Below are 24,772 nucleotides of genomic sequence, written 5' to 3'. Positions count from 1 at the left end.
GCAAACCTACCCAGGAATGCGTTAAAAATCGTAGGCTTGGGTAGGGTTTTATTGACTTTTTGTTTATTCTAAAGGAATATCATTGTCCGGTTGATCCCATGCCCCATTATTTATAACGCTTAAACTGAATGTTTCGTCCGGACTCTTCAGTGAGTAAAGTTTTCCTCTATATCGAATGATTTTATTGATTACAGGAGTGATGTTGCCGACTTCCCTTTTATGCTGCGATCCATCATTGCCTGTCGCAATTAAGGTTGCGGATATTGTTTGGTTGCCGTAAGGTATGAATGTATAGAAGCTATGTGTAAAATTATTCGTACCTTTTTCTTCATCCGTAAACAGGTGAGGGAAAGTATATGTATTTGTTTGTGTAGCACCTTCTCCTGTAAAAATATTAATCTGGTTAAAATAAGGTTTGACTTCGATGTCGAAACTTTTTAGTGTTGCAGGAACCATTTCTTCCGATACAAATTCTATCCGGCTGACAACACGCTTTAATTCTATGCTTTTATTGATATCGTTAGTTCCTACAGGTATTATTTCGCAAATATGAAATACATCTGAAACTTGATCTGATTTAAACATGTTCCCGGAAAGTTCAACAACTTCGGAAGAGTGGGCGAGAAATGCTATTTTATAATTTCCTGCAGGAAGGGAATCATAAATAATGGTAAAGTCGTCATCTGCCGAAGTGAACTGTTTATGCCGGATAAATTTTTCAGGATTTTCGGAATTGTCATATACGATATATTCGATTTTGTTGAAAAGATTGTCGCCTGCTTCCGGAGATTTATTTGTTTTAATTGGATCAGGAATTGACAAGTCCGGAATGCTTCGTACGGATGGAAATGATACGATTTCTTCTTTTAGCTGGAGTGAAAACCGGATTGGATATTGTTTTTCACCTGTCTTAATGGCATCGGAATCCAAAGCTTGGCAACCAGCCAGATAAAAAATACCGGCCAAAGCCAGTAACGTTCTCTTTTTCATAGTTTGGAATGATTAATATAAATATGCTTACAAAAGAAGCATATATTTCTGTATTTAAAAAATATTAAGCCGGAAAATTAGAGTGGTCTTTTGTTTTTATCTAGTTTTGCTTACCTCGTGAAATTAATCGTAGTGTAAAGTGTTAATACCATGAATCGCAAACTTAGGATGGGAATGATAGGTGGGGGCGAAGGCTCTTTTATTGGAGCTGTTCATCGCATGGCGGCTAACCTGGACGGACAGATAGAATTGGTCTGCGGATGTTTTAGTTCCGATCCCGAAAACTCCAGACGTACAGGTATTTCTTTGTTCTTGCCAGAAAATCGTATTTACAATACATATAAAGAGATGATAGAAAAGGAAGCCTCTCTTCCTGTAGGTGAACGTATGGATTTTATATCGGTTGTTACGCCTAATCATCTTCATTTTGACCCGGCAATGTTGGCATTGGAACATGGTTTCCATGTGGTGTTGGATAAACCGGTGACTTTTACTTTGGAAGAAGCTAAATCGTTGCAACAAAAGGTTAAAGATACAGGCCTGTTGTTTGCCCTGACCCATACTTATACCGGCTATCCGATGGTTAAAGAAGCCCGGTTGCGGGTACGGCGGGGCGATTTAGGTAAAATTCGCCGTATTTATGTCTCTTACATACAGGGGTGGCTTTATGATGATTGTGCCGGAAGCAATAAGCAGGCCTCTTGGCGTGTAGATCCGAAGCGTTCCGGAAAAGCCGGTTGTATGGGTGATATCGGTACGCATGCTTTTAACCTGGCGGAATATATAACCGGATTGAAAGCAATTGAAATATGTGCGGAATTGAATACGTTTGTGCCTGGCCGCCGTCTTGATGATGACGGTGCCGCCTTTATTCATTATGAAGGCGGAGCTGCCGGCGTGTTAACAGCCACCCAGATTGCGGCAGGAGTAGAAAACGATTTGACAATACGGATATATGGTGAAAAAGGCGGTTTGGAATGGCGTCAGGAAGAACCGAATACTATGATTCTTCGTTATCCCGGTCGTCCGGCAGAGATGGTCCGTACATCAAACTTGTATATGTCGGCTATTGCCGCTCATAATTCACGGGTTCCAGGCGGGCATCCCGAAGGTTATTTGGAAGCTTTTGCCAATATATACCGGAATTTTTCTTTGGCATTGCGATCTTTACAAAAAGGAGAAGTCCCAAAGTTGGAATATTCGGATTTCCCTTCAGTGGAGGAAGGCGTACGCGGCATGCAATTTATTGAGACAATGGTTGCTGCAGGTTCGAGTGGGGAGAAATGGGTGAAAATGATAGAGTAACATATTACAAACTTATATAAAATACGTAGGAAATGGATTTAAAGAAAATTGTTGCATTAGGCTTATTGTGCCTGGGCGTTTGTTCTCTGGGATATGCCCAGAAGCCGGAACTGAAATTCAACAAAGATAAAACGTTTAAAATCGTACAATTTACTGATTTGCATGTTGTGTGGCAGGATCAACGTTCCGACATTGCGTTTGAACGTATGAACCAAGTGCTGGATGTCGAAAAACCGGATCTGGTAGTTTTTACCGGTGATATAATTTACAGCAAACCTGCTGACCAGAATTTGCGGAATGTGCTGAAGACCGTGTCCGACCGTAAAATACCTTTTGCTATTACTTTTGGTAATCATGATCATGAACAGGGGATGACGAACGATCAATTGTTTGCTGCTGTTGCGGATATGCCTTATAATATCACTGTAGATGAGGTCCCCGAAATATCCGGCACAGGAAATTGTGCTTTGCCGGTTAAATCTTCGGATGGAAATAAAACGGCTGCAGTTCTGTATTGTTTTGACTCTAATGCTTATAGTGGTCTGGAAGGTGTAGATGGATATGATTATATCAAATTTGATCAGATAAACTGGTATCTGAACCGCAGTGCGGGTTTTACAAAAAACAATGGAGGTGAGGTTCTTCCTGCTTTGGCGTTCTTCCATATAGCATTGCCCGAATATGCCCAGGCTGCTTCGGACATGGCTTCTTGTATGTATGGCATTCGCAAGGAAGTAGTTTGCTGTTCTCCGTTGAATTCAGGTCTTTTTACGGCTATGAAACAAAGTAAGGATGTCATGGGGGTATTTGTAGGCCATGATCATGATGATGATTATGCTGTTTACTGGAAAGGGATTTTGTTGGCTTACGGACGTTTCACAGGAGGTAATACAGAATACAACCATGTGCCGAATGGTGCCCGTGTTATTGAAATGAAAGAAGGCGAACGTTCCTTCCGTTCATGGATTCGTACTAAAGCAGGAGTAGAGCAGGAGACAACTTTCCCAAATGACTTTGTAAGAAAATAAGCGGATATATATTTAACCCTTTTTGAAAAGATCCCGATCATTTTTTCAAATCATCCCGATGGTTTTGTAAAATGATCGGGATCTTTTTTTTAATGGTTGGATTGTTGCCTCTTCCCTTTTTAAACAAAAACAACATCTTGCCTTACTTTTAGTGCTTAATAATGATTAACTTTGCAGCTGATTGAAAAGTAAAAACAAAGTATGAAGAAGATTAGAGCCGCCATTGTTGGATATGGCAACATAGGAAAGTATGTATTAGAGGCCCTGGAAGCTGCTTCCGATTTTGAAGTGGCAGGTGTTGTACGTCGTAACCCCGAAGATATACCTGACGAATTGAAGGCTTATGCCGTTGTAGATAGCATTACGAAGTTAGATAAGGTGGATGTAGCCGTATTAGCTACTCCTACACGTAAGGTGGAAGAGTTTGCCAAAGAAATTTTGTCGCTTGGAATTAATACGGTGGATAGCTATGATATTCATGGTGGGATTGCAGACCTGCGCCGTTCATTGGATGCAGTGGCAAAGGCACATAATACGGTAGCTGTCATTTCAGCCGGCTGGGATCCGGGAAGTGATTCTGTGGTTCGTGCGCTGTTGGAAGCTATGGTTCCGAAAGGAATTACTTACACCAATTTCGGCCCTGGTATGAGTATGGGACATACGGTGGCTGTAAAAGCAATTGATGGCGTAAAAGCTGCTTTGAGTATGACTATACCTTTGGGCACCGGTGTTCATCGTCGTATGGTATATATAGAGGTAAAAGACGGTTATGATTTCAAGCAGGTAGCTGCCGCCATTAAATCAGACGAATATTTTGCCCATGACGAAACACATGTTATGCAGGTAGAGTCTGTAGACAATTTACTGGATATGGGGCACGGAGTCAATCTGGTTCGTAAAGGTGTTTCCGGAAAAACACAGAACCAGTTGATCGAATTTGATATGAAAATTAATAATCCTGCACTGACAGCACAAATCCTTGTGTCTGTAGCTCGTGCAAGCTTCAAACAGAAGCCGGGTGCTTATACCATGATAGAATTGCCGGTAATTGATATGTTATACGGCGAAAGAGAAGACTTAATAAAAAGACTCGTTTAATTATGCTGGATTTTATTACCTGGACGGCTGATCCCGCCATTTTTTCTATTGGATCCCGTGAAATACGCTGGTACGGACTTGCGTTTGCTATTGGTTTCTGGATAGGTTATACGATTGTGAACCGGATGTGGAAGGATGAAAAGTTGCCTCCTGCATGGATCGATTCGTTGCTTATTTATACTGTATTGGGAACAGTGATCGGTGCCCGTTTAGGACATTGTTTATTTTATGCTCCGGGTTATTATCTGGCCAATCCGATTGAAATATTAAAAGTCTGGGAAGGCGGTCTGGCAAGTCATGGCGGTACGTTGGGTATAGTTATTGCTATCTATTTTTATTCAAAACGTGTGACACATAAAAGCATGTTGTGGACGTTCGATAAATTGGTTGTTCCCACCGGTTTGGTTGCTGCTATGATACGTCTGGGAAACCTGATGAACCACGAGGTGTACGGACATCCTACGGATGCGTCGTGGGGATTCCGTTTTATAGAAAACCTGCATGCATGGAGAATGGGAGCCGAGCCGGTCTTCAGTGTCCCGAGCCATCCTACACAACTATATGAAGCTATTTGTTATTTACTTACTTTTGGCATTTGTATGTGGTTGTACTTTAAGAAAGAGGCTTGGAAGAAAGAAGGGCTTATCTTTGGTGTTTTCATGATATGTGTGTTTGGTTCACGTTTTTTTATAGAATTCCTGAAAAATAACCAGGAAGATTTTGAAGCCGATATGATTCTGAATATGGGGCAATTGCTCAGCATTCCGTTTGTATTGGCCGGTTGCTACTTCGTATGGAGGGCGCTTACTAAGAATAAACAAAACTAACTGACAATTGATAATTCACAATCGACAGCAAAATACCGCTTGTCGTATCTGTCACTTGTCAACTGTAATTTGTCAACTGATAAAAGATGTATAAGTTAAAAGAAATAGCTGATAAAGTTTATTATGTTGGAGTAAATGACCGTCAGAAGGCTCTCTTTGAGAATATGTGGCCTTTACCGTACGGTGTTTCTTATAACTCCTATCTGATAGTGGACGAAAAGACTGTATTGATTGATACGGTAGATGTATGTTATTCCGACATTTTTCTGAAAAAAATAGCTGATGCTTTAAACGGACGCGAACTGGACTACCTGATTGTAGATCACATGGAACCCGATCATGCCGGAAGTATCCGCCTGTTACGTCAGCAATATCCGAATGTAAAGATCATAGGAAACAGTAAAACTTTTGGTATGCTTGACGGTTACCATGGCATCAATGAAGGATTACACGAAGTAAAAGAGGGCGATACGTTGAGTCTGGGACACCATAAGCTGACATTCTATATGGCTCCGATGGTACACTGGCCTGAAGTGATGGTTACTTATGATGCTACGGACAAGATTCTGTTTTCTGCCGACGCATTCGGTACATATGGCACTTTGGATGGTGGCGTAATTGATTCTGAAATGAATGTAGAGCACTACTGGGACGAGATGATCCGCTATTATTCTAATATTGTGGGTAAATATGGTAGTCCGGTACAAAAAGCTTTACAGAAGCTCTCGGCTTTGGAAATTAAAACTATTTGCTCGACTCATGGTCCGGTATGGCGTGAACACATTGCGAAAGCAATCGATATTTACGACCGTATGAGCCGTTATGAAGGAGAAGAAGGTGTAGTTATTGTTTATGGCAGCATGTATGGTAATACTGAACAGATGGCTGAAGCAATAGCATCTTCGCTGGCGGCTAATGGAATTCGTAATATAGTAATGCACAATGTTAGCAAGAGCCCGGCTTCATATATTTTGAAAGATATCTTTAAGTATAAAGGAGTCATTATAGGAAGTCCTACTTACTGTAACCAGTTGTTTCCTGAGGTGGAATCGATCTTGAGTAAGATAGAAGCGCGTGAGGTAAAGAACCGTTATTATGCTTATTTCGGCTCATTTACCTGGGCGGGTGCAGCGGTGAAGAAACTGACTGCATTTGGTGAAAAAATGAAATGGGAGACAGTAGCTGCTCCGGTTGAGCAGAAACAGGCTTTGAGTGCCGATAAATACAACGGCTGCATTGCTTTAGGCGAAGCAATGGCATCTAAACTGAAAACTATTTAATAACCGATTTAAATACATCGTTATGAGACTGATTATCGAACCTAATTACGAGCAACTCTCAAAGTGGGCTGCTAATTATGTTGCTGCAAAGATTAAGAAAGCAAATCCTACAGCTGAAAAACCATTTGTACTTGGCCTGCCTACCGGATCTTCTCCGCTGGGTATGTATAAGAACCTGATCGAATTGAACAAACAAGGTGTTATTTCATTTCAGAATGTAATCACTTTCAATATGGATGAATATGTAGGTTTGCCTAAAGACCACCCTGAAAGCTATCATTCTTTTATGTGGAATAACTTCTTCAGCCATATTGACATCAAACCTGAAAATGTAAATATTCTGAATGGTAATGCAGCCAATCTGGAAGCCGAATGTGAAGCTTATGAAGCCAAGATGAAAGCTGTTGGCGGTATAGATTTATTCTTGGGCGGTATCGGACCGGACGGACATATCGCATTTAACGAACCGGGTTCTTCCCTGGCTTCACGTACACGTGTCAAATCGTTGACAACCGATACGATTATTGCCAATTCCCGTTTCTTCGACAACGACGTGAATAAGGTTCCGAAGACTTCTGTAACAGTAGGCGTAGGCACAGTGCTGGATGCAAAGGAAGTGCTTATCATGGTAAACGGGCACAACAAAGCCCGCGCTTTGCAGCAAGCTGTTGAAGGCTCTGTAAACCAGATGTGGACAATCACAGCCTTACAATTACATCCTAAAGGCATTATTGTAGCCGACGAAGCTGCTTGTGCCGAAATAAAAGTAGGTACTTATAACTATTTCAAAGACATTGAAAAAGACAACCTTTGTCCTTGTTCTTTATTGAAATAATTAGTTGCTAATAAATTAGTTGGATATGGAAGGATGCTCATTTACGGGCATCCTTTTTTGTTTTATTTTTAATTTGTAGCCGATAGCCTTTCTCCCTACTGTTTTCTATCTTTAGGTCAGGTATGAACCTCAGGTCTTCCCGCAAGCGTTTAACAGTTTGAGTAAGTGCGACCCTGGTAGACATTCCGTCCGCCCAGACTATATCTTTTATAGTTTCTATAGGAATAAAATGTCCGTTTTCGTTTAGTAAAGAAATGAATAGTTTTAGCTTATAGCCGGATAATACAACATCTTTTCTATCCAAGTATTTTAAAATACCTTCTTTTTCGTTGAAAAGTAGTTTCTCCGAAATTGCAATATAGCCTTTCGGAATAATAATAGCCGGAACTTCTTCTTTTTTCTTTTTTAGTAATAACCAGGTAGCTCCACCTGTTAATAATAACCATATTAAAATTGTCAGGAAATAAAGCGAACGGGATTGTTGTATTATGTGTGTGAATGGTAGCTTTATATAGCCTTGAAGTCTAATTTTATGATCCAGTTCAAGTACAATATCGTCCAGTTTGTAAGCAGAAGCATAGAATGAAGAGTCTGCATTGCTATAATGCTTAATGCCATCGCATTCATAAATGACTGCTGTTTGAGCTAAAATATGATTTTGATGTAGTTCTTCTGCAAAAATACTGTCTAAACGGGCAGGATCAATAGGGTTTTTCTTAACTAAGTACATTTGTTCACAAAGATATTTTTTTTCATTTTTTGTTATCGACCCTGAATCTTCTGTCTTTTGGGTTAGAATAGTATTGTCATTCGTGCGCGTAATGACATGTGATGCATGTTTATTCCAAACCTTCTGTGTCAAACCTGAAGGAGTGGAGTCTTTAGCAATAGGAATGGAAATCCCAAAAAAAGGTGTTTCATTTTCTCTTATATCTTTGTCTAGGTGAATTGCTTTATTGAATAACCGGTTTGTATTGCCTAGAATGTGCTTTTTGTCTATAGAGTAATTCATGCAAGTTAAAAATCCACCAATTAAACTTATACAAATAATGATTGCAATATATTGAATGTTAGTCTTGTTTGGAATTTTCATAGAAATATAAATTAATTATAATGTAAATATAAATAATTTTTAATCAAAGAGATACAAATATAATGACAAGAAAATGACATATTGTTAAAAAGGTTTTTGGTATTTGTCATTTATATGTTTTTGATATTTTTTGCTATTATAAAAGGGAGTTTGTTTATTTATACAATAAATCTAATTTTGATATGAGAACGAATATTGTAAAACACACATTGTTAACTGCGAGTATTATTGGTTTTATTTTAATCTCCTATATTTTTATTCAAAAGTATAGAGTAATTAAAGATATTACTGTAAATAATGTAGAAGCGCTGGCAGCAGGAGAAGGTGGAGGTACGGCATATTGTTTAGGAACCGGTTCTTTGGATTGTTATGGATTTAAAGTTGAAAGGATTGACTATTTTAGTTTGGATTACGAGTAAAATTCAAAAGATAGTTTATTGGTTATTTTAGGAATAAGTTTACTTGCTGATATGCCACCTAAAGCGTTCGGCATGTTCGACGAAACCATTATGATAAAATGTAATACGGAACAACCGACACAGTTGAAAATAAGGGGACAGGCTCTATAATGAGAAAAAGGGAAGAATGCCTGCAGATTTGTGAACGCTAAAGCAAACTTCCCCGATTGTCTCTACCAAAAATAGAAAGGAGGTGATGGAACGAAAGTAATGAAGAATTGGAGAAATATATAACTCTCTCTTTCGAAGAATAGTAGATTTAGAGACGATGAGTAATAAATAAAATATAAATTAATCTGTTATGAGAAAAAAAATAATAGGAATAAGTATTGTAGTGATAGTTGCTGTTGCTGCAGCTTGGAATATAAATGCAAGTAAGAGTAATGTAACGTTGTCTGATATGACTTTGGATAATGTGGAAGCGTTGGCTTCAGGAGAGAGTAGTGGTGATTTTACAGCAACAACAGGTTGTATTGCTGTTTGGTATTCTGCATCTTGTTATGGTAAAGATGGTCAAAACCATTCATATGCAATTCGTCAATAATATGTAAATCAGCGAAGTGATGTGAAGGTTAATTTAAAATCTAGCAAATATCAACGTGTTAGTTATATATATTTACGAAGAGAGCGAATTGCTCTGTAATGATGTAAATTAATAAAAGGGTGGTTCTGAAAAGCTATTTCAAATCACCCTATTAAAACTAAAAACAAAATGAAAATATATAAAGCCTTGCTTCTTGTGTTTATACTTTTAACCGCATGTTCAAAAAATAAAACAACAGAGATAGAACGAAGCACAATAGCAGTAGATATTGTAAGCCGGGATCTTGAATCTGCAATGCCCGGGCAGTTGATACGAACTGAAAACTTTATCTTATGGACAGACCCGTTTAATGCAGAGAACGTAGTACACGTATTGGATCCGGTTAATGGGGATGATATTAAACAATTTGTTTCTGTAGGGGGAGGCCCGTACGAGTTTTCTACACCTCAACTAATGAGTTATCCGGATAACTGTCTTTACGTATATGATCTAAATGCGGATAAACAAATTGTTTTCTCTCTTGATAGCGTTGTGCAAAACAAACCGGGTATATTAAAGGCCACAACGCAATCTTTAAAAAATATCACAAGCATCATTCCGCTGAATGAACAACAGTTCATTTATTTTAATCCGGCACAAAAGCAACCTTTTACTTTTGTATCTAAAGGACAAAACGACGCTTTCGGGAAGCTCCCTTTTCTGGAAGAGGTAGATGATTCTTATGCTTGTTTTCAAGGCCAGGTTATGTATCACCCTAAAAGGGAATGCTTGGTATATACAACATTTATGTTCCCTTATGTCGCAGTATATCAGAAAAAGAAGAACAGATTTGATTTGTATAAAGAGTTGTTGGCTACCGATGAATGTTCAGTGTCGCAGGGGAAACTATCTTATAATAAGAAGGAGAGGGGAGCCGGCGATTTGGCTTTGACTTCCGATTACATTGTAACATTGGAACGGGATAGAAAGGTGGATCAAACGGATGAGCAGACCGTAGGGCGCGATTTTACAAAGCTTCCCCATACCGTATTCTTATATGACTACGACCTCAATTTGGTTAAGATTCTGGATCTGGGTATGCCCATCCTGCGTTTGGCAGCCTCTCCTCAAAACAACCAACTCTATGCGATTGGCCTTAATCCTGATTTTGTACTTATAACCTGCGAGTTGTAATTGCGCTGAATATGAATTTAAAGAAGATAAAAGAGAAGGCTATGTAATAATAATTCATACATTGCAGTATTAAATCTGTTCTAAATGAGAAAATGCGATAACTTTATTTTACTTTTTCAGGTAAGTTGCTCTATGCTTCTGTTACTTTGTTCCGGTTGCAAGCAAGGCTGTGTAACAGAAAAATATCAGGGCAAGCGTGACAATGTCATTGATGCCCGGCAGAAAGTAAAAGAGATAGTAATTAAGGATGTCCTGATCGGAGGCATTTCTCAGCTCAATATTCTCAATGACTATCCATCGATTATGAAAACAGCTATACTAATCATTTTGCTTGTAATATGTCCTCCTCTGTATTCAAAAGGAAGTTCGTCTTGTTTGAATGAAGATATAATCAGGATTGATATAAAAGAAGCAAAAGTGTCTGATTTTAATAGTCTGGTTGACGATATTTCCTGTATCTGTTTAAAATCGGGAAATAGGTCTTCTTTTGATAGTTGTATCAAAATGGCTCGATACAACGATTACCTTTACTTAATGGTTAGGACCATAGCTGGAAATAAAGTCGTTATTTATAAAAATACAGGAGAGTTTGTAAAAGAAATTACATTTTCGGATGCCCTTTTAGTGAGCTCATTGGCGATAGTTCCAAGTCTGCAACAACTATGGGTTGTCAGTCGACTAAAAATACTGAATAAGTTCAAGCTGGATGGTACATTGATAGGCAGATTTAGTTTGCCTTTTCCGATTGTGGATTTAGTAGCTGCCGATAATCAGAATTTTCTGGTCTATGATGGAGGAGGCCCCAATAATATAGAAAATCATCACATTGCTTTGACTGATTTTAAGTCAATACATAATGTGTTTCTAAAGAGTATCAATAAGAAGAAACGGCCTTTTTTTCCACAGAATATGTTTGCTCCCGATGTAAATAACAGTAATCTGTTTATTTTCCCGGATTGTACAGACACGATTTATTTATACAACGCTAAAAAGGAAGAGATAAAACCATATTATTATCTCGATTTTCATGGAGATTTTCTAACAAGAGACATGTATCCCGACGGCGGTTTTTCCGATAAAGAGATGTCTGATATTATAACAAAGCGTAAGTACATATACAGTCAATATTGCTTCTATCAAGCATCCGGCAGACTGTTTTTTAAACTTGCCGGGAAACAAGATGATTTTTGTACTATAAAATTAGCAAACAATACGATGCAGTTGTTCAATAGCCTATTTGACGGATATCTGCCAACAACTTATAATCCGTTTATTGGATCAGATGGACAATGCCTGTATTTTATTATTAAAGAAAAAGACCTGGTAAAGCATTATCAAAAAAACAAGTGCACGTATCCGAATATCAAAAGGCTATTGCCCTTCTTGTCCGAAAATAAAAGCAATTGGATAATGCTCTCAATTAAAATAAAAAACAGCTTATGAAAACAATTATCTTATTAGCGTTCGTTTCGTTTTTGCTTATTTCATGTGATAACAATAAACAACAACAGAGCGTCTTGTTAGGGCAGTTTACAACGGCTAAAGAGATGCATCCTGAATGGGAAACACTGTTCACCGAGAAGTATTCCGTCACACCGTTGGAAACAAAAGCTGATTGCCTCATTGGACAAATAGACAAAATAAAAAAACTGAATCGACACTATTATATATTGTCCTCCAATGGTCAGTCGATATTTCATTTTAATGAGCAAGGAAAATTTGTTTCTTCATTAAATAAAATGGGGCAAGGCCCGGAAGAATATCATCATATAGAAGATTTTGATGTTTATGAGATAGATGGACAAATGGAAGTTTGGGTTTCCGATAATACAAGCCTGAAAGTATATGATGCTTCTGACTTTACATTCAAATATAAAATAGCTTATCCGTTTATCATTCACAAGTTCAGAAGGCTTGAGAACTCTCACATTCTTTTGATTACCGGACAAAATGAAAATATTCTCACTCTGACAGATAAGGATGGCAATATAATTTCGGAATACCTCAAAAAAGAAATTCCATTTATCATGTTTCGCCCCGTTCAGTTTGTTGCTTACAAGAATAAATATCTTTTTCAGCTAGGTATTTCTAACTCATTTGTTCTATTTAATCCTCAAACGGAGACTTTCCGGAAGTGCATCCTGACAGAAGAAAAGTCCTATCTTTCGGAGAAGCAATTATTGGATCTGTTTAACAGATTTGGAATAGATTTTATCATGGAAGCAAACAAAGGCTCTTATATCAATAATATCTTGTCGTTAAATGATGTAGTCTGGATACAAACATCCCAGAATGGAGAAAATTACATAACAAAGGTAACTAAGGATCAAATTGTTTCAACCGTATTTTCTTATGGTTCTGTTCTCTCAACAATAACAACAGGTGATAGTGATGATAGCATTTTATTATATATAACTCCTGATCAGATCTCAGATAATACAACAGGTTTCATAAATAGGTTAGGAAGTAAGATTGATTCTCAAACAGAAGACAATCCTTATATCCTTGAATTCTTTAATTAGAATTATATCTTCCGGAAAAATATATTCTAGATAATATATACAAACTTTGGATATTGAACATAAGATTATTCTCGACATGGGTGCACTCTTGGAATAGCGATTTTTGTTTATCTTTAACCTGTGATTATAATTAAGAAAGGTTCGAAAAGTATGCAAATTAGTAATATATACAGATACTTCATTTTTATCATTATTGCGGGTTTGTTGTCTTGTTCTTCTGAAGAAGACAAGCGTTTGGTAGCAGCGTTGAAGTTTGCAGGTGATAATCACATAGAGTTAGAAAAGGTGTTGACACACTATAAAGATGATACTTTAAAGTTGAAAGCTGCCCGTTTCCTTATCGAAAACATGCCGCAGCACTATAGCCTGGAGATTCTGCATGCTGATGAGTTGGAACAGCTGAAAATAAAAACAGTTAGAGAAAACAAGCTGGACCAGGGTGATGCCTATCGCATAGTAGAGATACAGAATAAATTGTCAAAAGCGCGCAAAGTATACGATTGCCAGGTTATTAAAGCCGACTATCTGATTGAAAACATAGACTTTTCTTTCAAAGTCTGGCAGGAACGTCCTTGGGCTAAATATTATTCATTCGATGATTTTTGTCGAATGATTTTGCCTTACCGTATAGAGCATGAACCATTGGCATCGTGGAAGAAAGAGTATTATGAACGTTTTTCGCCTGTACTGGATTCTTTGTACCAGGGCACAGATGTGATAGAGGCAAGTAATGCACTTTCTGCTTTTCTTGGGAAAGAATGGCTTCCTAATAACCTGTTGATGCCTTTTGAGTTGCCTCGTTACCGAGCTTCTTTTTTACTACGAGAACGGTTGGGTGGTTGTAAGGAAGTTGTCGACTTTGCTATTTATGTTTTACGCTCATTAGGAATACCTGCAAATCTAGACATGCTTTATTTCTATTATGATTTGTCTTTTACTCATTATTGGGTGTCTGTTAAGGATACGACCGGCCAATTAGTTACAACTGATTTTGATATTAAAGGCATAAAACGAGGAAGAAATGATGATGATATTCGCCCCAAACGGAAAATATACAGGCAGTGTTATGAAGAACAATCTGCTAGTTCTGCAAAAGGAATCGGATTCCGAGGACTACATAAGATTATAGAGAATAATTTGATTCAGGATGTAACGGCTGAATATTATGGAGAAAATACGCTGTCAATAGAAATTCCTCATATGGAAGGCGAACAGAATCTTTATTTATGTGCTTTTGGGCGTAAAGGTTGGGTTCCGCAGGCGGTTGCTCCTATAGAGAAGGGAAAAGCCGTATTTAAGAATATGGGAACCGGTTTGTTGTATTTTTCGGCAACATATACGAAGGAGGGCCTGAAAACCACAGGCAACCCTTTCTTCTTCAACGGACGCGCTTTGCATTATTATACGCCGGACACTTCGCAGATGCAGACCGTCAGACTCATTCGCAAAACACCTTTGGCAACCCGGATAACGGCTCATCTGGATAATGTGCTCGATGTCTCTATGGTGTGTGCAAGGAATGCAGCGTTTGAGCCTTCTCTCCTGCTTCATAAAATAACGGATACCATCCGGACGAATTATAATGTCGTGCAGATTCCAGACATGAAGTTCAGGTATGTACGCTGCACGGCTTCTCCAGGCAAGAAACTGGAGTTTGCCGAGCTGGCGTTTTATGCCGACGATAAGATGGAGCACGAGTTGCCTTATCTCTTCCCGGATAAGAAGCTCCCCGCTGAGGTTAAGAACATAAAAGACAACGACCCGCTGACATTTTATACGGCAGAGGAAACAGGCAGTTCGCTGTTGCTCGATTTCTCAAAAGAGGTCACGGCAAAGAAACTCATGTTTATTCCCCGGAATGATGACAACTTTATCCGCATAGGAGATGAATATGAGTTATTTTTTTTTAATGGTGATAAAGGCTGGACTTCATTGGGAAAACAAATAGCGGAAACGAATTATTTGTTGTATAATGTTCCTCGAAACGCTGTTCTTTGGTTAAGGGATTTAACGCGGGGACAAGAAGAAAAATTATTTATTTATAAAGACGGGGAACAAAAGTTCTATCTTTAAGTAAAATATAGAATGTTTATAGCTCTTAAAAAGGAGTCTCTTTTTTGTGTGTATTTATAATAGTTAAAATAATACGAATATTTCGAAACTGTAAGAGTAATAATGTTATAATAATTCTTATATTGAACAGCATTATTCAGGTATGAAAGTAAAACTATGATTCTTTTAGAAAAAATATTGTGTTTCTATTTATTCTGATTTGTATTGGCTGTACTCAAATGCGGGATCAATATATTTTGTATCAGCCTCAGGGGAAGTTAAAAGGTGCTGTAATATTATCTTCAAAAGAAAATTTAAATGTTTTTTATGATATAGCTGTAGTTGGAGATTACATAGCCTGTTTGGACTTTTTTAATGATGGTATTTTACAGATATATGATAATAGTTTATTTCCTGAATTTTTATAATCTCATTACATCACGTTCGAATGTTTCTTTGTTATTCAGAGCTTTGTTACGCAATTTACTACGGTAATTATAGATGGTGGCGAGTGAGTAACCAAGAAAGTGAGCGATTTGATTACTATCGGTTATACCAAGGCGGATTAATGCAAAAATGCGAAGTTCGGTTGTGAGCAATTCTCCTGACTTAGGGTATATATGTGCGTCTTTTTCCAGCAGTTGATTAAAGGCCGATATGAAATGAGGGAATAATTCAAGAAACGACTTGTCAAACTCCATATAAAAAGCCTTACGTTCATCCCGCAGGAACTGTTCTGATTTGATGGCTTTAAACAAGTCTTCTATTTTTGATGCCATTGCCAGTTTGGCTAGGGAACGGCGGTAAGATTCCAACTTATCTAAATAAATAACGCAACGGTCTAAATATCGGGCGATGTACATTTCTTTGATTTTTCCGGTTTGTTCTAATTCTTTATTAACAGTTCGCATTTGTTTGTTGGCAATACTTAGGTCCCGACGCATGGCCGACAGCTTTTTCATCCAACGGTATAGATAAAAAATGGCGGCAATCAGGAAAAGTGATAACAAACTCACAGAAATGAGTAATGCACGTGATATGGCACGTTTTTTTTCTTCTTGTAATTTGTAGGCTTTGTCAATAATAGGGAAAAATTTAGTGACTTCAATGAATCTTAAACGTGCGTTGCATGTTACGGCATCTTCCATTGAACAAGTGAGGTATTTGTATGCGCGACTGGTATTATTTTGTTCATATACTTGTAATGCCAGTTTCTGCAAAGATGCATATTCTTTGACGGACGACTGTAAATCTATTATGGCTGTTTGTGCAAGAAACTGAATTGTTTTTTTCGTATCTTTTTTTACTTCAAAGGCTTCGGCCAGCGTATAATATATAAATCCTTTTTGGCGATTGTCGGAAGCTGTATGCAATGCACGTTCCAATACGATAATGGCGGAATCAGGATTTCCGTTTATAATCATTTTCTCCGCTCTTACAATATCCCTGTCTACACCGGGCTTGACTGTGGCTATAATGGAATCCCGGTATAAATCGGTTTTTTGTAAATACTTTATTTTCTCTTGCTGACTGGTTGTATAATCTGCCATCCAACCGTAACAAGCTCTTGATGTATGATAATAATAAATCAACTGAGTGGTATCTAGCTGTAATGGTTTTATCTGGTTTAATTGTGCAAAAGCTTCGTTGTACATTCCCATAACTCCCATAACTTCTGCTTTGTTAATGATGATTTCATTTTCCAATTCGGGATGGTTTAAAAAGGGCAATATATTTGCTTTTTTTTCTACGTAACATAAAGCTGAGTCTGCCTGATAATGTAAGTATGCATTGAATAAAGTACCGTATAGATTGTATTTTTCCATGTTATCGGAAGAACGGAAAAGACGTTCTTTTAAATCCTGAATCTCTTTTTCTTTTTGAATATGATAGGATGATTTATGGATAATAACGCTGTCCATACATCTTAAAATCGGTTCATTTTCATCCACTATGGAAAAAACTGAAATTGGAAATGAGCAGAACAGAAAAATAAGGTAATAGATTGAGTTTTTCATACGGCGTTTGTTTATAATAACACTACTATACAAATATATAGGTTTATGTAATTAAAATGAAATATTTTATACATATTTTTTTTCATTTGTGTTTATATTTTTTATTGGTTTTGTTTACTGTTTTATATTGAATGCCAGATGTATAAATGCTATTTTGATTTATATATTTTTTTTAATTCCCAAAAAATGCATGTCAACCTTCTATTTTTGTCAAAATAAATTCTTTGTTAAATATTTTAATCTATATACACATGAAAAAGACGCCCAGACTTATTTTTACTTTACTATTTATGGGACTGTTTCAGGCACTATCTGCTACAGTTGTTAAAAAAGTAGCTCCAGCCTGTTGGTGGGCTGGGATGAAAAATCCAGAGTTGCAAGTGTTATTGTATGGAGATAATATAGCATCTGCCGATGTCTGTATTTCTTCAAAAGATATTATACTGAAAGAAGTTGTTAAACAGAAAAATCCTAATTATCTACTTCTCTATATGGATTTGGCGGATGCGGTTCCGCAAACTTTTGATATTACGCTGAAACAGGATAAAAAACAAATTGTTGTTCCTTATGAAATCAGGCAACGTAAAACAAAAGCTGCAGAAATAAAAGGCTTTAATAGCAGTGATGTGCTTTATCTGATTATGCCGGATCGTTTTGCCAACGGTAATCCTTCTAATGATATTGTACCGGGAATGTTAGAGTCAGCGGTAGACCGTAAAAATCCATTTGCCCGTCATGGTGGTGATCTGAATGGTATCGAAAAACATCTTGACTATATTTCTAATTTGGGTGTTACAGCAATTTGGCTCAATCCGATACAAGAAAATGATATGAAAGAAGGTTCATATCACGGATATGCCATTACCGATTATTATCAGGTAGACCGTCGCTTAGGAAGTAATGATGAGTTTCGTATATTGGTGGAAAAAGCTCATGCTAAAGGATTGAAAGTGGTTATGGATATGATTTTTAACCATTGTGGCAGTGAGAATTACCTATTTAAAGATATGCCGTCAGAAGATTGGTTTAACTATAAAGGACAATATACGCAAACCTCGTTTCAAACAATAACACAGTCTGACCCGTATGCATCCGACTATAGTAAAAAGCTGGCTATAGACGGTTGGTTTACGGAAGTGATGCCAGACTTGAACCAGCGTAACCGCCATGTTGCAACTTATCTGATCCAAAGTAGTATCTGGTGGATCGAATATGCAGGAATCAATGGTATTCGCCAGGATACGCATCCGTATGCCGATTTTGATATGATGTCTCGCTGGTGTGAAGCTGTAACCCTTGAATATCCCGATTTTAATATTGTAGGTGAAACGTGGCTTGGCAGTAACGTTCTAGTTTCTTATTGGCAAAAAAACAGTAAACTGGCGGCTCCGCGTAATTCAATGCTTCGCACTGTGATGGATTTTCCTTTGATGACGCTGATGAACAGGGCTTTTGATGAAGAGACTACCGATTGGAACGGTGGGCTGTTTCTTCTGTATGAATATCTTTCGCAGGATATTGTCTATGCGAGTCCGATGGATTTGCTGATCTTTCTGGATAACCACGATACCTCTCGTTTCTATCGGAAAGAAGACGATACCAGAAATCTTAACCGGTACAGGCAGGCTCTTACTTTCTTGCTGACAACAAGGGGTATTCCTCAAATCTATTATGGAACAGAGATTTTGATGGCAGCAGATAAAGCAAATGGAGATGGATTATTGCGCTGTGATTATCCCGGTGGTTGGCAAGATGATTCGAAGAACTACTTTGATGCGGCAAGCCGTACCCTGCTTCAAAATACTGCATTTGCTTATATGCAAAAACTGTTGCAATGGAGAAAAGGCAATGAAGCAATTACTAAAGGTTCTCTAAAGCACATAGCTCCTAATAAAGGTATATATGCTTACGAACGGAAATTTGGAGATAAATCGGTGGTTGTATTTCTGAATGGTAACGACCGTAAGCAGACCATTGGCCTTGCTCCTTATCGTGAAATATTGCCAAGGACATCTGCAACCGATATTATTAGCGGAAGAAAAGTGGAATTAGGAGAAGAATTAGATATGGAAAACCGGGGCGTATTGGTTTTGGAGTTCTAAATTATTTCATAGAAACTTATATTTATTGAAATCTTGATTTGATATAATTGATTGTTAAATAGCAAGATGTGATGATGGCCCATTTATATTTTTATTCTTGTCTCTAGTAATAAATAATTAAGCAATTACATTTATAAAATTAGAGAGAAAAAAGATTAGTAGTTGTTGGCTAATTAGTTTAATACAATAAAAAATTATGAAAATAAAAAAGAATCTTTCTCTTTCTGTGTTCTTGTGTATTTCGTTTATAGCAGGTGCACAACAGAAGTTGATTTCGCCGGATGGTAATTTGGAAATGACTTTCCAATTGAATAAAGAAGGCTGTCCGGTCTATGAATTGGTTTACAAACAAAAGCCAGTTATCAAACAAAGTAAATTAGGGTTGGAACTGACGGAACAGGATGGTGATAAGTCTGTTGCCAAAACTAATATGATGAATGCTTTTGAAATAAAGGACATCCAAAACTCCACTTTTGATGAAACCTGGAAACCAGTCTGGGGGGAAGAAAAAGAAATCCGCAACCATTATAATGAGATGGCGATTACACTGGATCAACCAGTAAATGATCGGTGCATGATTGTCCGTTTCCGTTTATTCAATGATGGTTTGGGATTCCGCTATGAGTTTCCTCTGCAAAAAAATCTTAATTACTTTGTAGTTAAGGAAGAACATACACAGTTTGCTATGGCAGGTGACCATACGGCGTTTTGGATTCCGGGTGATTATGATACACAGGAATATGATTACACTACATCCCTTTTGTCTGAAATACCTGGATTGATGCAAAAAGCTGTTACTTTTAATACTTCGCAGACTCCTATTTGGCCAGCTAGTGTGCAAACGGCTCTTATGCTGAAAACCAGCGATGGACTTTATATCAATTTGCATGAAGCAGCTTTGGTTGATTATTCGTGTATGAATTTGACTCTGGACGACAAGAACCTGATATTCGAATCTCATTTGACACCGGACGCACAGGGTAACAAGGGATACCTGCAAACTCCGTGTACTTCTCCCTGGCGTACAATTATAGTAAGTAATGATGCTCGTACTATTTTGGCTTCTCGTATCACACTAAACTTGAATGAACCTTGCAAGCTGACGGATGTATCTTGGATCAGGCCGGTGAAATACATTGGCGTCTGGTGGGATATGATTACAGGCAAAGGAACCTGGGCTTACACAGACGAACTTTCCAGTGTCAAATTGGGGCAAACAGATTATTCCAAAACAAAACCGAATGGTAAGCATTCTGCTAACACTGCCAACGTAAAACGGTATATAGATTTTGCAGCAGCTAATGGATTCGATGCTGTATTGGTTGAAGGTTGGAATGAAGGTTGGGAAGATTGGTTCGCTAAAAGTAAAGATTATGTTTTTGATTTCGTAACCCCTTATCCTGATTTTGATGTAAAGGAAATACATCGCTATGCGGCTTCCAAAGGTGTTAAGATGATGATGCACCACGAGACTTCCGCTTCTGTTCGTAATTACGAACGCCACATGGATAAGGCTTATCAATTTATGGTAGATAACGGGTATAATTCCGTAAAAAGTGGTTATGTAGGAAATATCATCCCACGTGGCGAACATCATTACGGACAATGGATGAACAACCATTACTTGTATGCAGTGAAGAAAGCTGCCGATTATAAAATAATGGTCAACGCACATGAAGCAACCCGGCCGACAGGGCTCTGCCGTACTTATCCCAACTTGATCGGTAATGAGTCGGCTCGTGGAACGGAATACGAATCGTTTGGCGGAAACAATGTAAATCATACAACGATTTTGCCGTTTACCCGCTTGATCGGAGGGCCGATGGACTATACTCCCGGTATCTTTGAAACACATTGTAATAAGATGAACCCAGACAATAATTCACAGGTACGTTCTACATTAGTTCGTCAGTTGGCGCTTTATGTAACAATGTATAGTCCTTTACAGATGGCTGCTGATATCCCTGAAAACTATGAACGCTTTATGGATGCTTTCCAGTTTATTAAGGATGTTGCTATTGATTGGGATGAGACGAAATATCTGGAAGCCGAACCGGGTGATTATATTACCATTGCCCGTAAAGCAAAAAATACAAACGACTGGTATGTGGGATGTACCGCAGGGGAAAACGGACATACATCTAAACTCTCTTTTGATTTTCTGGACCCGGGCAAACAGTATGTTGCAACTGTTTATGCCGATGCAAAAAATGCAGACTGGAAAAACAATCCGCAGGCTTATACTATCACGAAAGGCGTGCTGACAGATAAGAGTAAACTCTCTTTACGTGCTGCCAGTGGAGGAGGTTTTGCCATCAGTATTAAAGAAGCTAAAAGTAAAGCTGAAGCAAAAGGACTGAAAAAATTATAATCGGAGATCTGAAATAATATGTTTAACTTTAAATTCATAAACATGAAAAGTAAAATTCTATTCATGCTAATCATGAGTCTGCTCTTTTCCGTAAGCATGTTTGCCCAGCAAACATTTATTAAGGGGATTGTGAAAGACGCAACCGGCGAACCGGTTATTGGTGCCAACATTGTAGTGAAAGGTACGACCAACGGAACCACAACCGACATGGATGGTAACTTTCAGCTAAACGCAAAGAAAGGCGATATCCTTGTCATCTCTTTCATTGGTTATCAACAGCAGGAACTACCGGCGACAGCTTCGATGATCATTACGTTAAAGGATGATACACAAGTACTGCAGGATGTAGTTGTTATTGGCTACGGACAAGTGAAGAAAAATGATGTTACGGGGTCGGTAATTGCTCTTGATGCTGACAAAATGGTAAAGGGTGCAGCTTCTTCGGCAACAGATATGTTGACTGGTAAGGCTGCCGGTGTCAGTGTTGTCAGCACAGGCGGTGCTCCGGGTGCAGGAGCAACGATTCGTATTCGTGGCGGTTCTTCCATGTCTGCCAGCAATGATCCGTTGATCGTAATTGATGGGGTGCCAGTGGATAATACAGGTATTGACGGTATGTCCAACCCGTTGTTAACGGTTCACCCAAGCGATATTGCTACATTTACGATCTTAAAAGACGCTTCTGCAACGGCTATTTATGGCTCTCGTGCTTCTAACGGTGTTATTTTGATTACTACAAAGACCGGAAAAGAAGGTAAAATAAAAGTAGGCTATAACGGGACATTTTCTGTCAATACCCGTGCCGGGAAAGTGAATGTGATGGGTGCCGACGAATTCCGTGATTTTGTGATCAGTAAATACGGAACTTCAAGCCCTCAGGCTGCTGCCTTGGGTGAGTACAATACGGATTGGCAGGATGAAATATTCCAAACAAGCCTTAGTACAGACCATAACATTAGCGTATCAGGAGCTGTTCCTCACATGCCTTACCGTGTGTCGGTTTCGTATACTACGGATAATGGTATTTTGAAGACTTCTAACATGCAACGTACAACAGGTGCCATTAACCTGAATCCGAACTTCTTCGATAAAAAGTTGAATATTCAGTTAAATGTAAAAGGTATCTATAATAAAAATCGCTTTGCAGATACAGGAGCTATCGGTTCTGCTACTCAGTTTAACCCGACGAAACCGGTTTATGCAACTTCTAATCTTCCATTTGGCTATGGATACTACATGGATTATTCGGAAATAGAGAATCCCGACGGGTCAATGTCTACCACTCCGATCGGTATTGCCATTCCTAACCCATTATCGCAGTTGGAAGAAAAATTTGATGAATCGGACGTATACAGAAGCATTGGTAATGCACAGATAGATTACCGCTTCCACTTCCTCCCTGACTTAAGAGCCAATTTGAACGTAGCTTATGATGTATCTAAGAGTGATGGCAATAAGGTAATCCTCGATAACTCTTCTATCAGCTATAACACTGGCAACTATAAAGCAGGCTGGGGTGAAAATGAACATTATTATCAGTTGAAACGTACGCACCTGTTGGATTTCTATTTGAATTATGCAAAAGAATTCGGCATTAACAATATAGATGTAATGGCCGGTTACTCCTGGCAGCATTTCTATTCGAAGACTGAAAATGCTTATCCCTATTCTGCCGCAATGGCTGAAAAAGAGGGGAAGACGGATTATAAAGACAGTAAAAGCTATGAAACAGAAAGCTATCTGGTATCCTTCTTCGGACGATTGAATTATACATTGCTAGGTCGTTACTTGTTGACATTCACGCTGCGTGATGATGGTTCTTCTCGTTTCAGCCAGGATAATCGTTGGGGTGTTTTCCCTTCTGCTGCTTTAGCCTGGAAAATGAAGGATGAAACTTTCCTGAAAAATGTTTCCGTACTTTCTGACTTGAAGCTTCGTTTAGGTTGGGGTATTACCGGACAGCAAAACCTGGGTAACGGCGATTATCCTTATATGGCCAGATACCAATATAGCAAAGCCGGTGCCAACTACTTCTTTGGCGATACAAAAGTAAATTTGCTTGCTCCGCAAGCCTATGATGCAGACTTGAGATGGGAAGAAACAACAACTTGGAATGCTGGTCTTGACTTTGGTTTCCTGAATGGTCGTGTCACGGGTAGTTTTGATACTTATTTCCGTAAGACCAAAGATTTGCTGAATAAAGTAGCTGTTCCTGCAGGAGCTAACTTTAGCAACGAATTACTGACTAACGTAGGTGAATTGGAAAATAAAGGTTTTGAAATTACCTTGAATACACATCCGATCGTAACGAAGGACTGGAGCTGGGATTTGGGATTCAACCTGTCTTATAACAAAAACAAGATCACGAAACTGACTATTAACGACGATCCGAACTATGTCGGCGTTAAACATTCGGGCATTGACGGTGCAACCGGTTATACGGCGATGATTCATCAGGTAGGTCGTCCGTTCAACTCCTTCTACGTATACGAACAGGTTTACAATGCGGAAGGCAATCCGATCGAAGGTGCTTATGTGGATCAAAACAATGACAATAAGATCGATGAGAAAGACTTGATCTGTTTCAGAAAAGCTGCTCCCGATGTATTTCTGGGTTTGACTTCACAGCTCTCTTATAAGAAATGGGATTTAGGTTTTGGCTTACGTGCCAGTTTCGGCAATTATGTTTATAACAATATCCAGTCCAACCGTGAAGCTTGGGGCGGATCGCAGATGTACGATCAGACCGGCTTCCTGAAGAACCGTATCAAAGGTGCCGATAAGACAAACTTCCAGATTTCACAGCCTTTGTCAAGTTATTATGTACAGAATGCCTCCTTCCTCAGGATGGATAATATAACATTGGGATATACGTTCGATAAAATCTTTAAAGCAGGCCAGACAGCCCGTGTTTATTTAACAGTTCAGAACCCGTTCGTGATCACCAAGTATGACGGCCTGGACCCTGAAATCGGCAAGACAAGCACTACTGAGGATAATACAGGTATGGATAATAACATCTATCCAAGACCCCGCGTATATATGATTGGTTTAAACGTTAACTTTTAAAATATAG

18 protein-coding genes are annotated in these 24,772 nt (G+C 38.4%); 15 read left to right on the top strand and 3 right to left on the bottom strand.

Going from position 1 to position 24,772, the window contains the following annotated elements; genetic code table 11:
- Nucleotides 1-63: 63 nt before the first annotated feature.
- Complete coding sequence (locus C4S38_RS04600) at nucleotides 64-990, bottom strand: hypothetical protein (RefSeq protein WP_103982738.1); 927 nt, start codon at nucleotides 988-990, stop codon at nucleotides 64-66.
- Nucleotides 991-1,140: 150 nt separating this feature from the next.
- On the opposite strand from C4S38_RS04600, the gene C4S38_RS04595 reads away from it, so the two are divergent.
- From C4S38_RS04595 to nagB, 6 genes are all read left to right on the top strand, one after another.
- Complete coding sequence (locus tag C4S38_RS04595; RefSeq protein WP_103982737.1) at nucleotides 1,141-2,295, top strand: Gfo/Idh/MocA family protein; 1,155 nt, start codon at nucleotides 1,141-1,143, stop codon at nucleotides 2,293-2,295.
- Between the two features lie 32 nt (nucleotides 2,296-2,327).
- Nucleotides 2,328-3,323, top strand: a complete 996-nt coding sequence (locus C4S38_RS04590; RefSeq protein WP_099464438.1) for a metallophosphoesterase family protein — start codon at nucleotides 2,328-2,330, stop codon at nucleotides 3,321-3,323.
- A 201-nt stretch (nucleotides 3,324-3,524) separates the two neighbouring features.
- Nucleotides 3,525-4,421: a diaminopimelate dehydrogenase gene (locus C4S38_RS04585; RefSeq protein WP_099464437.1), complete on the top strand. Its 897-nt coding sequence runs from the start codon at nucleotides 3,525-3,527 to the stop codon at nucleotides 4,419-4,421.
- A gap of 2 nt (nucleotides 4,422-4,423) precedes the next feature.
- Nucleotides 4,424-5,248 carry a prolipoprotein diacylglyceryl transferase gene (gene lgt / locus C4S38_RS04580; protein WP_103982736.1) on the top strand — a complete coding sequence of 275 codons (825 nt, stop codon included), beginning with the start codon at nucleotides 4,424-4,426 and terminating at the stop codon, nucleotides 5,246-5,248.
- Between the two features lie 86 nt (nucleotides 5,249-5,334).
- Nucleotides 5,335-6,528 carry an FprA family A-type flavoprotein gene (locus C4S38_RS04575; protein WP_099464435.1) on the top strand — a complete coding sequence of 398 codons (1,194 nt, stop codon included), beginning with the start codon at nucleotides 5,335-5,337 and terminating at the stop codon, nucleotides 6,526-6,528.
- Nucleotides 6,529-6,550: 22 nt separating this feature from the next.
- Nucleotides 6,551-7,363 (top strand): glucosamine-6-phosphate deaminase, encoded by an 813-nt coding sequence (gene nagB / locus C4S38_RS04570; RefSeq protein ID WP_103982735.1) that lies wholly within the window; start codon nucleotides 6,551-6,553, stop codon nucleotides 7,361-7,363.
- A gap of 37 nt (nucleotides 7,364-7,400) precedes the next feature.
- Here the strand turns inward: nagB and C4S38_RS04565 are convergent, their stop codons facing one another.
- Nucleotides 7,401-8,456, bottom strand: a complete 1,056-nt coding sequence (locus tag C4S38_RS04565; RefSeq protein WP_103982734.1) for a winged helix-turn-helix domain-containing protein — start codon at nucleotides 8,454-8,456, stop codon at nucleotides 7,401-7,403.
- A 182-nt stretch (nucleotides 8,457-8,638) separates the two neighbouring features.
- On the opposite strand from C4S38_RS04565, the gene C4S38_RS04560 reads away from it, so the two are divergent.
- The 6 genes from C4S38_RS04560 (at nucleotide 8,639) to C4S38_RS04535 (ending at nucleotide 15,226) form a co-directional block, all read left to right on the top strand.
- Nucleotides 8,639-8,875: an NVEALA domain-containing protein gene (locus C4S38_RS04560; RefSeq protein WP_103982733.1), complete on the top strand. Its 237-nt coding sequence runs from the start codon at nucleotides 8,639-8,641 to the stop codon at nucleotides 8,873-8,875.
- 340 nt (nucleotides 8,876-9,215) lie between these two features.
- Complete coding sequence (locus C4S38_RS04555) at nucleotides 9,216-9,458, top strand: NVEALA domain-containing protein (protein WP_103982732.1); 243 nt, start codon at nucleotides 9,216-9,218, stop codon at nucleotides 9,456-9,458.
- A 168-nt stretch (nucleotides 9,459-9,626) separates the two neighbouring features.
- A complete protein-coding gene (locus tag C4S38_RS04550; RefSeq protein ID WP_103982731.1) occupies nucleotides 9,627-10,631 on the top strand; it encodes a hypothetical protein in 1,005 nt (334 codons plus the stop codon).
- A gap of 84 nt (nucleotides 10,632-10,715) precedes the next feature.
- Complete coding sequence (locus C4S38_RS04545; RefSeq protein WP_234999288.1) at nucleotides 10,716-12,074, top strand: 6-bladed beta-propeller; 1,359 nt, start codon at nucleotides 10,716-10,718, stop codon at nucleotides 12,072-12,074.
- The gene (locus C4S38_RS04540) at nucleotides 12,071-13,153 is read left to right on the top strand and encodes a 6-bladed beta-propeller (protein ID WP_103982730.1); all 1,083 of its coding nucleotides are present in this window, start codon (nucleotides 12,071-12,073) and stop codon (nucleotides 13,151-13,153) included. The genes C4S38_RS04545 and C4S38_RS04540 overlap by 4 nt, the downstream gene beginning before the upstream one ends.
- Before the next feature lie 150 nt (nucleotides 13,154-13,303).
- Nucleotides 13,304-15,226, top strand: a complete 1,923-nt coding sequence (locus C4S38_RS04535) for a hypothetical protein (RefSeq protein WP_103982729.1) — start codon at nucleotides 13,304-13,306, stop codon at nucleotides 15,224-15,226.
- A 401-nt stretch (nucleotides 15,227-15,627) separates the two neighbouring features.
- On the opposite strand, the gene C4S38_RS04525 is transcribed toward C4S38_RS04535, so the two are convergent.
- Entirely contained in the window at nucleotides 15,628-17,223 is a 1,596-nt protein-coding gene (locus tag C4S38_RS04525; RefSeq protein WP_103982727.1) for a DUF6377 domain-containing protein, read from the bottom strand.
- Between the two features lie 251 nt (nucleotides 17,224-17,474).
- Here C4S38_RS04525 and C4S38_RS04520 point away from each other — a divergent pair, with 251 nt between their 5' ends.
- From C4S38_RS04520 to C4S38_RS04510, 3 genes are all read left to right on the top strand, one after another.
- Nucleotides 17,475-19,325, top strand: coding sequence for a glycoside hydrolase family 13 protein (locus C4S38_RS04520; protein ID WP_103982726.1), 1,851 nt, complete (start codon nucleotides 17,475-17,477; stop codon nucleotides 19,323-19,325).
- 196 nt (nucleotides 19,326-19,521) lie between these two features.
- Complete coding sequence (locus C4S38_RS04515) at nucleotides 19,522-21,696, top strand: glycoside hydrolase family 97 protein (RefSeq protein WP_103982725.1); 2,175 nt, start codon at nucleotides 19,522-19,524, stop codon at nucleotides 21,694-21,696.
- A gap of 42 nt (nucleotides 21,697-21,738) precedes the next feature.
- Nucleotides 21,739-24,765, top strand: coding sequence for a SusC/RagA family TonB-linked outer membrane protein (locus C4S38_RS04510; protein ID WP_234999287.1), 3,027 nt, complete (start codon nucleotides 21,739-21,741; stop codon nucleotides 24,763-24,765).
- The last annotated feature ends 7 nt before the right edge of the window (nucleotides 24,766-24,772 follow it).

Source organism: Parabacteroides chinchillae, assembly GCF_900108035.1.
Lineage (GTDB): Bacteria > Bacteroidota > Bacteroidia > Bacteroidales > Tannerellaceae > Parabacteroides > Parabacteroides chinchillae.
Note: the sequence above shows the minus strand (reverse complement) of the source record. Positions and strands in the feature narration are given on the sequence as shown.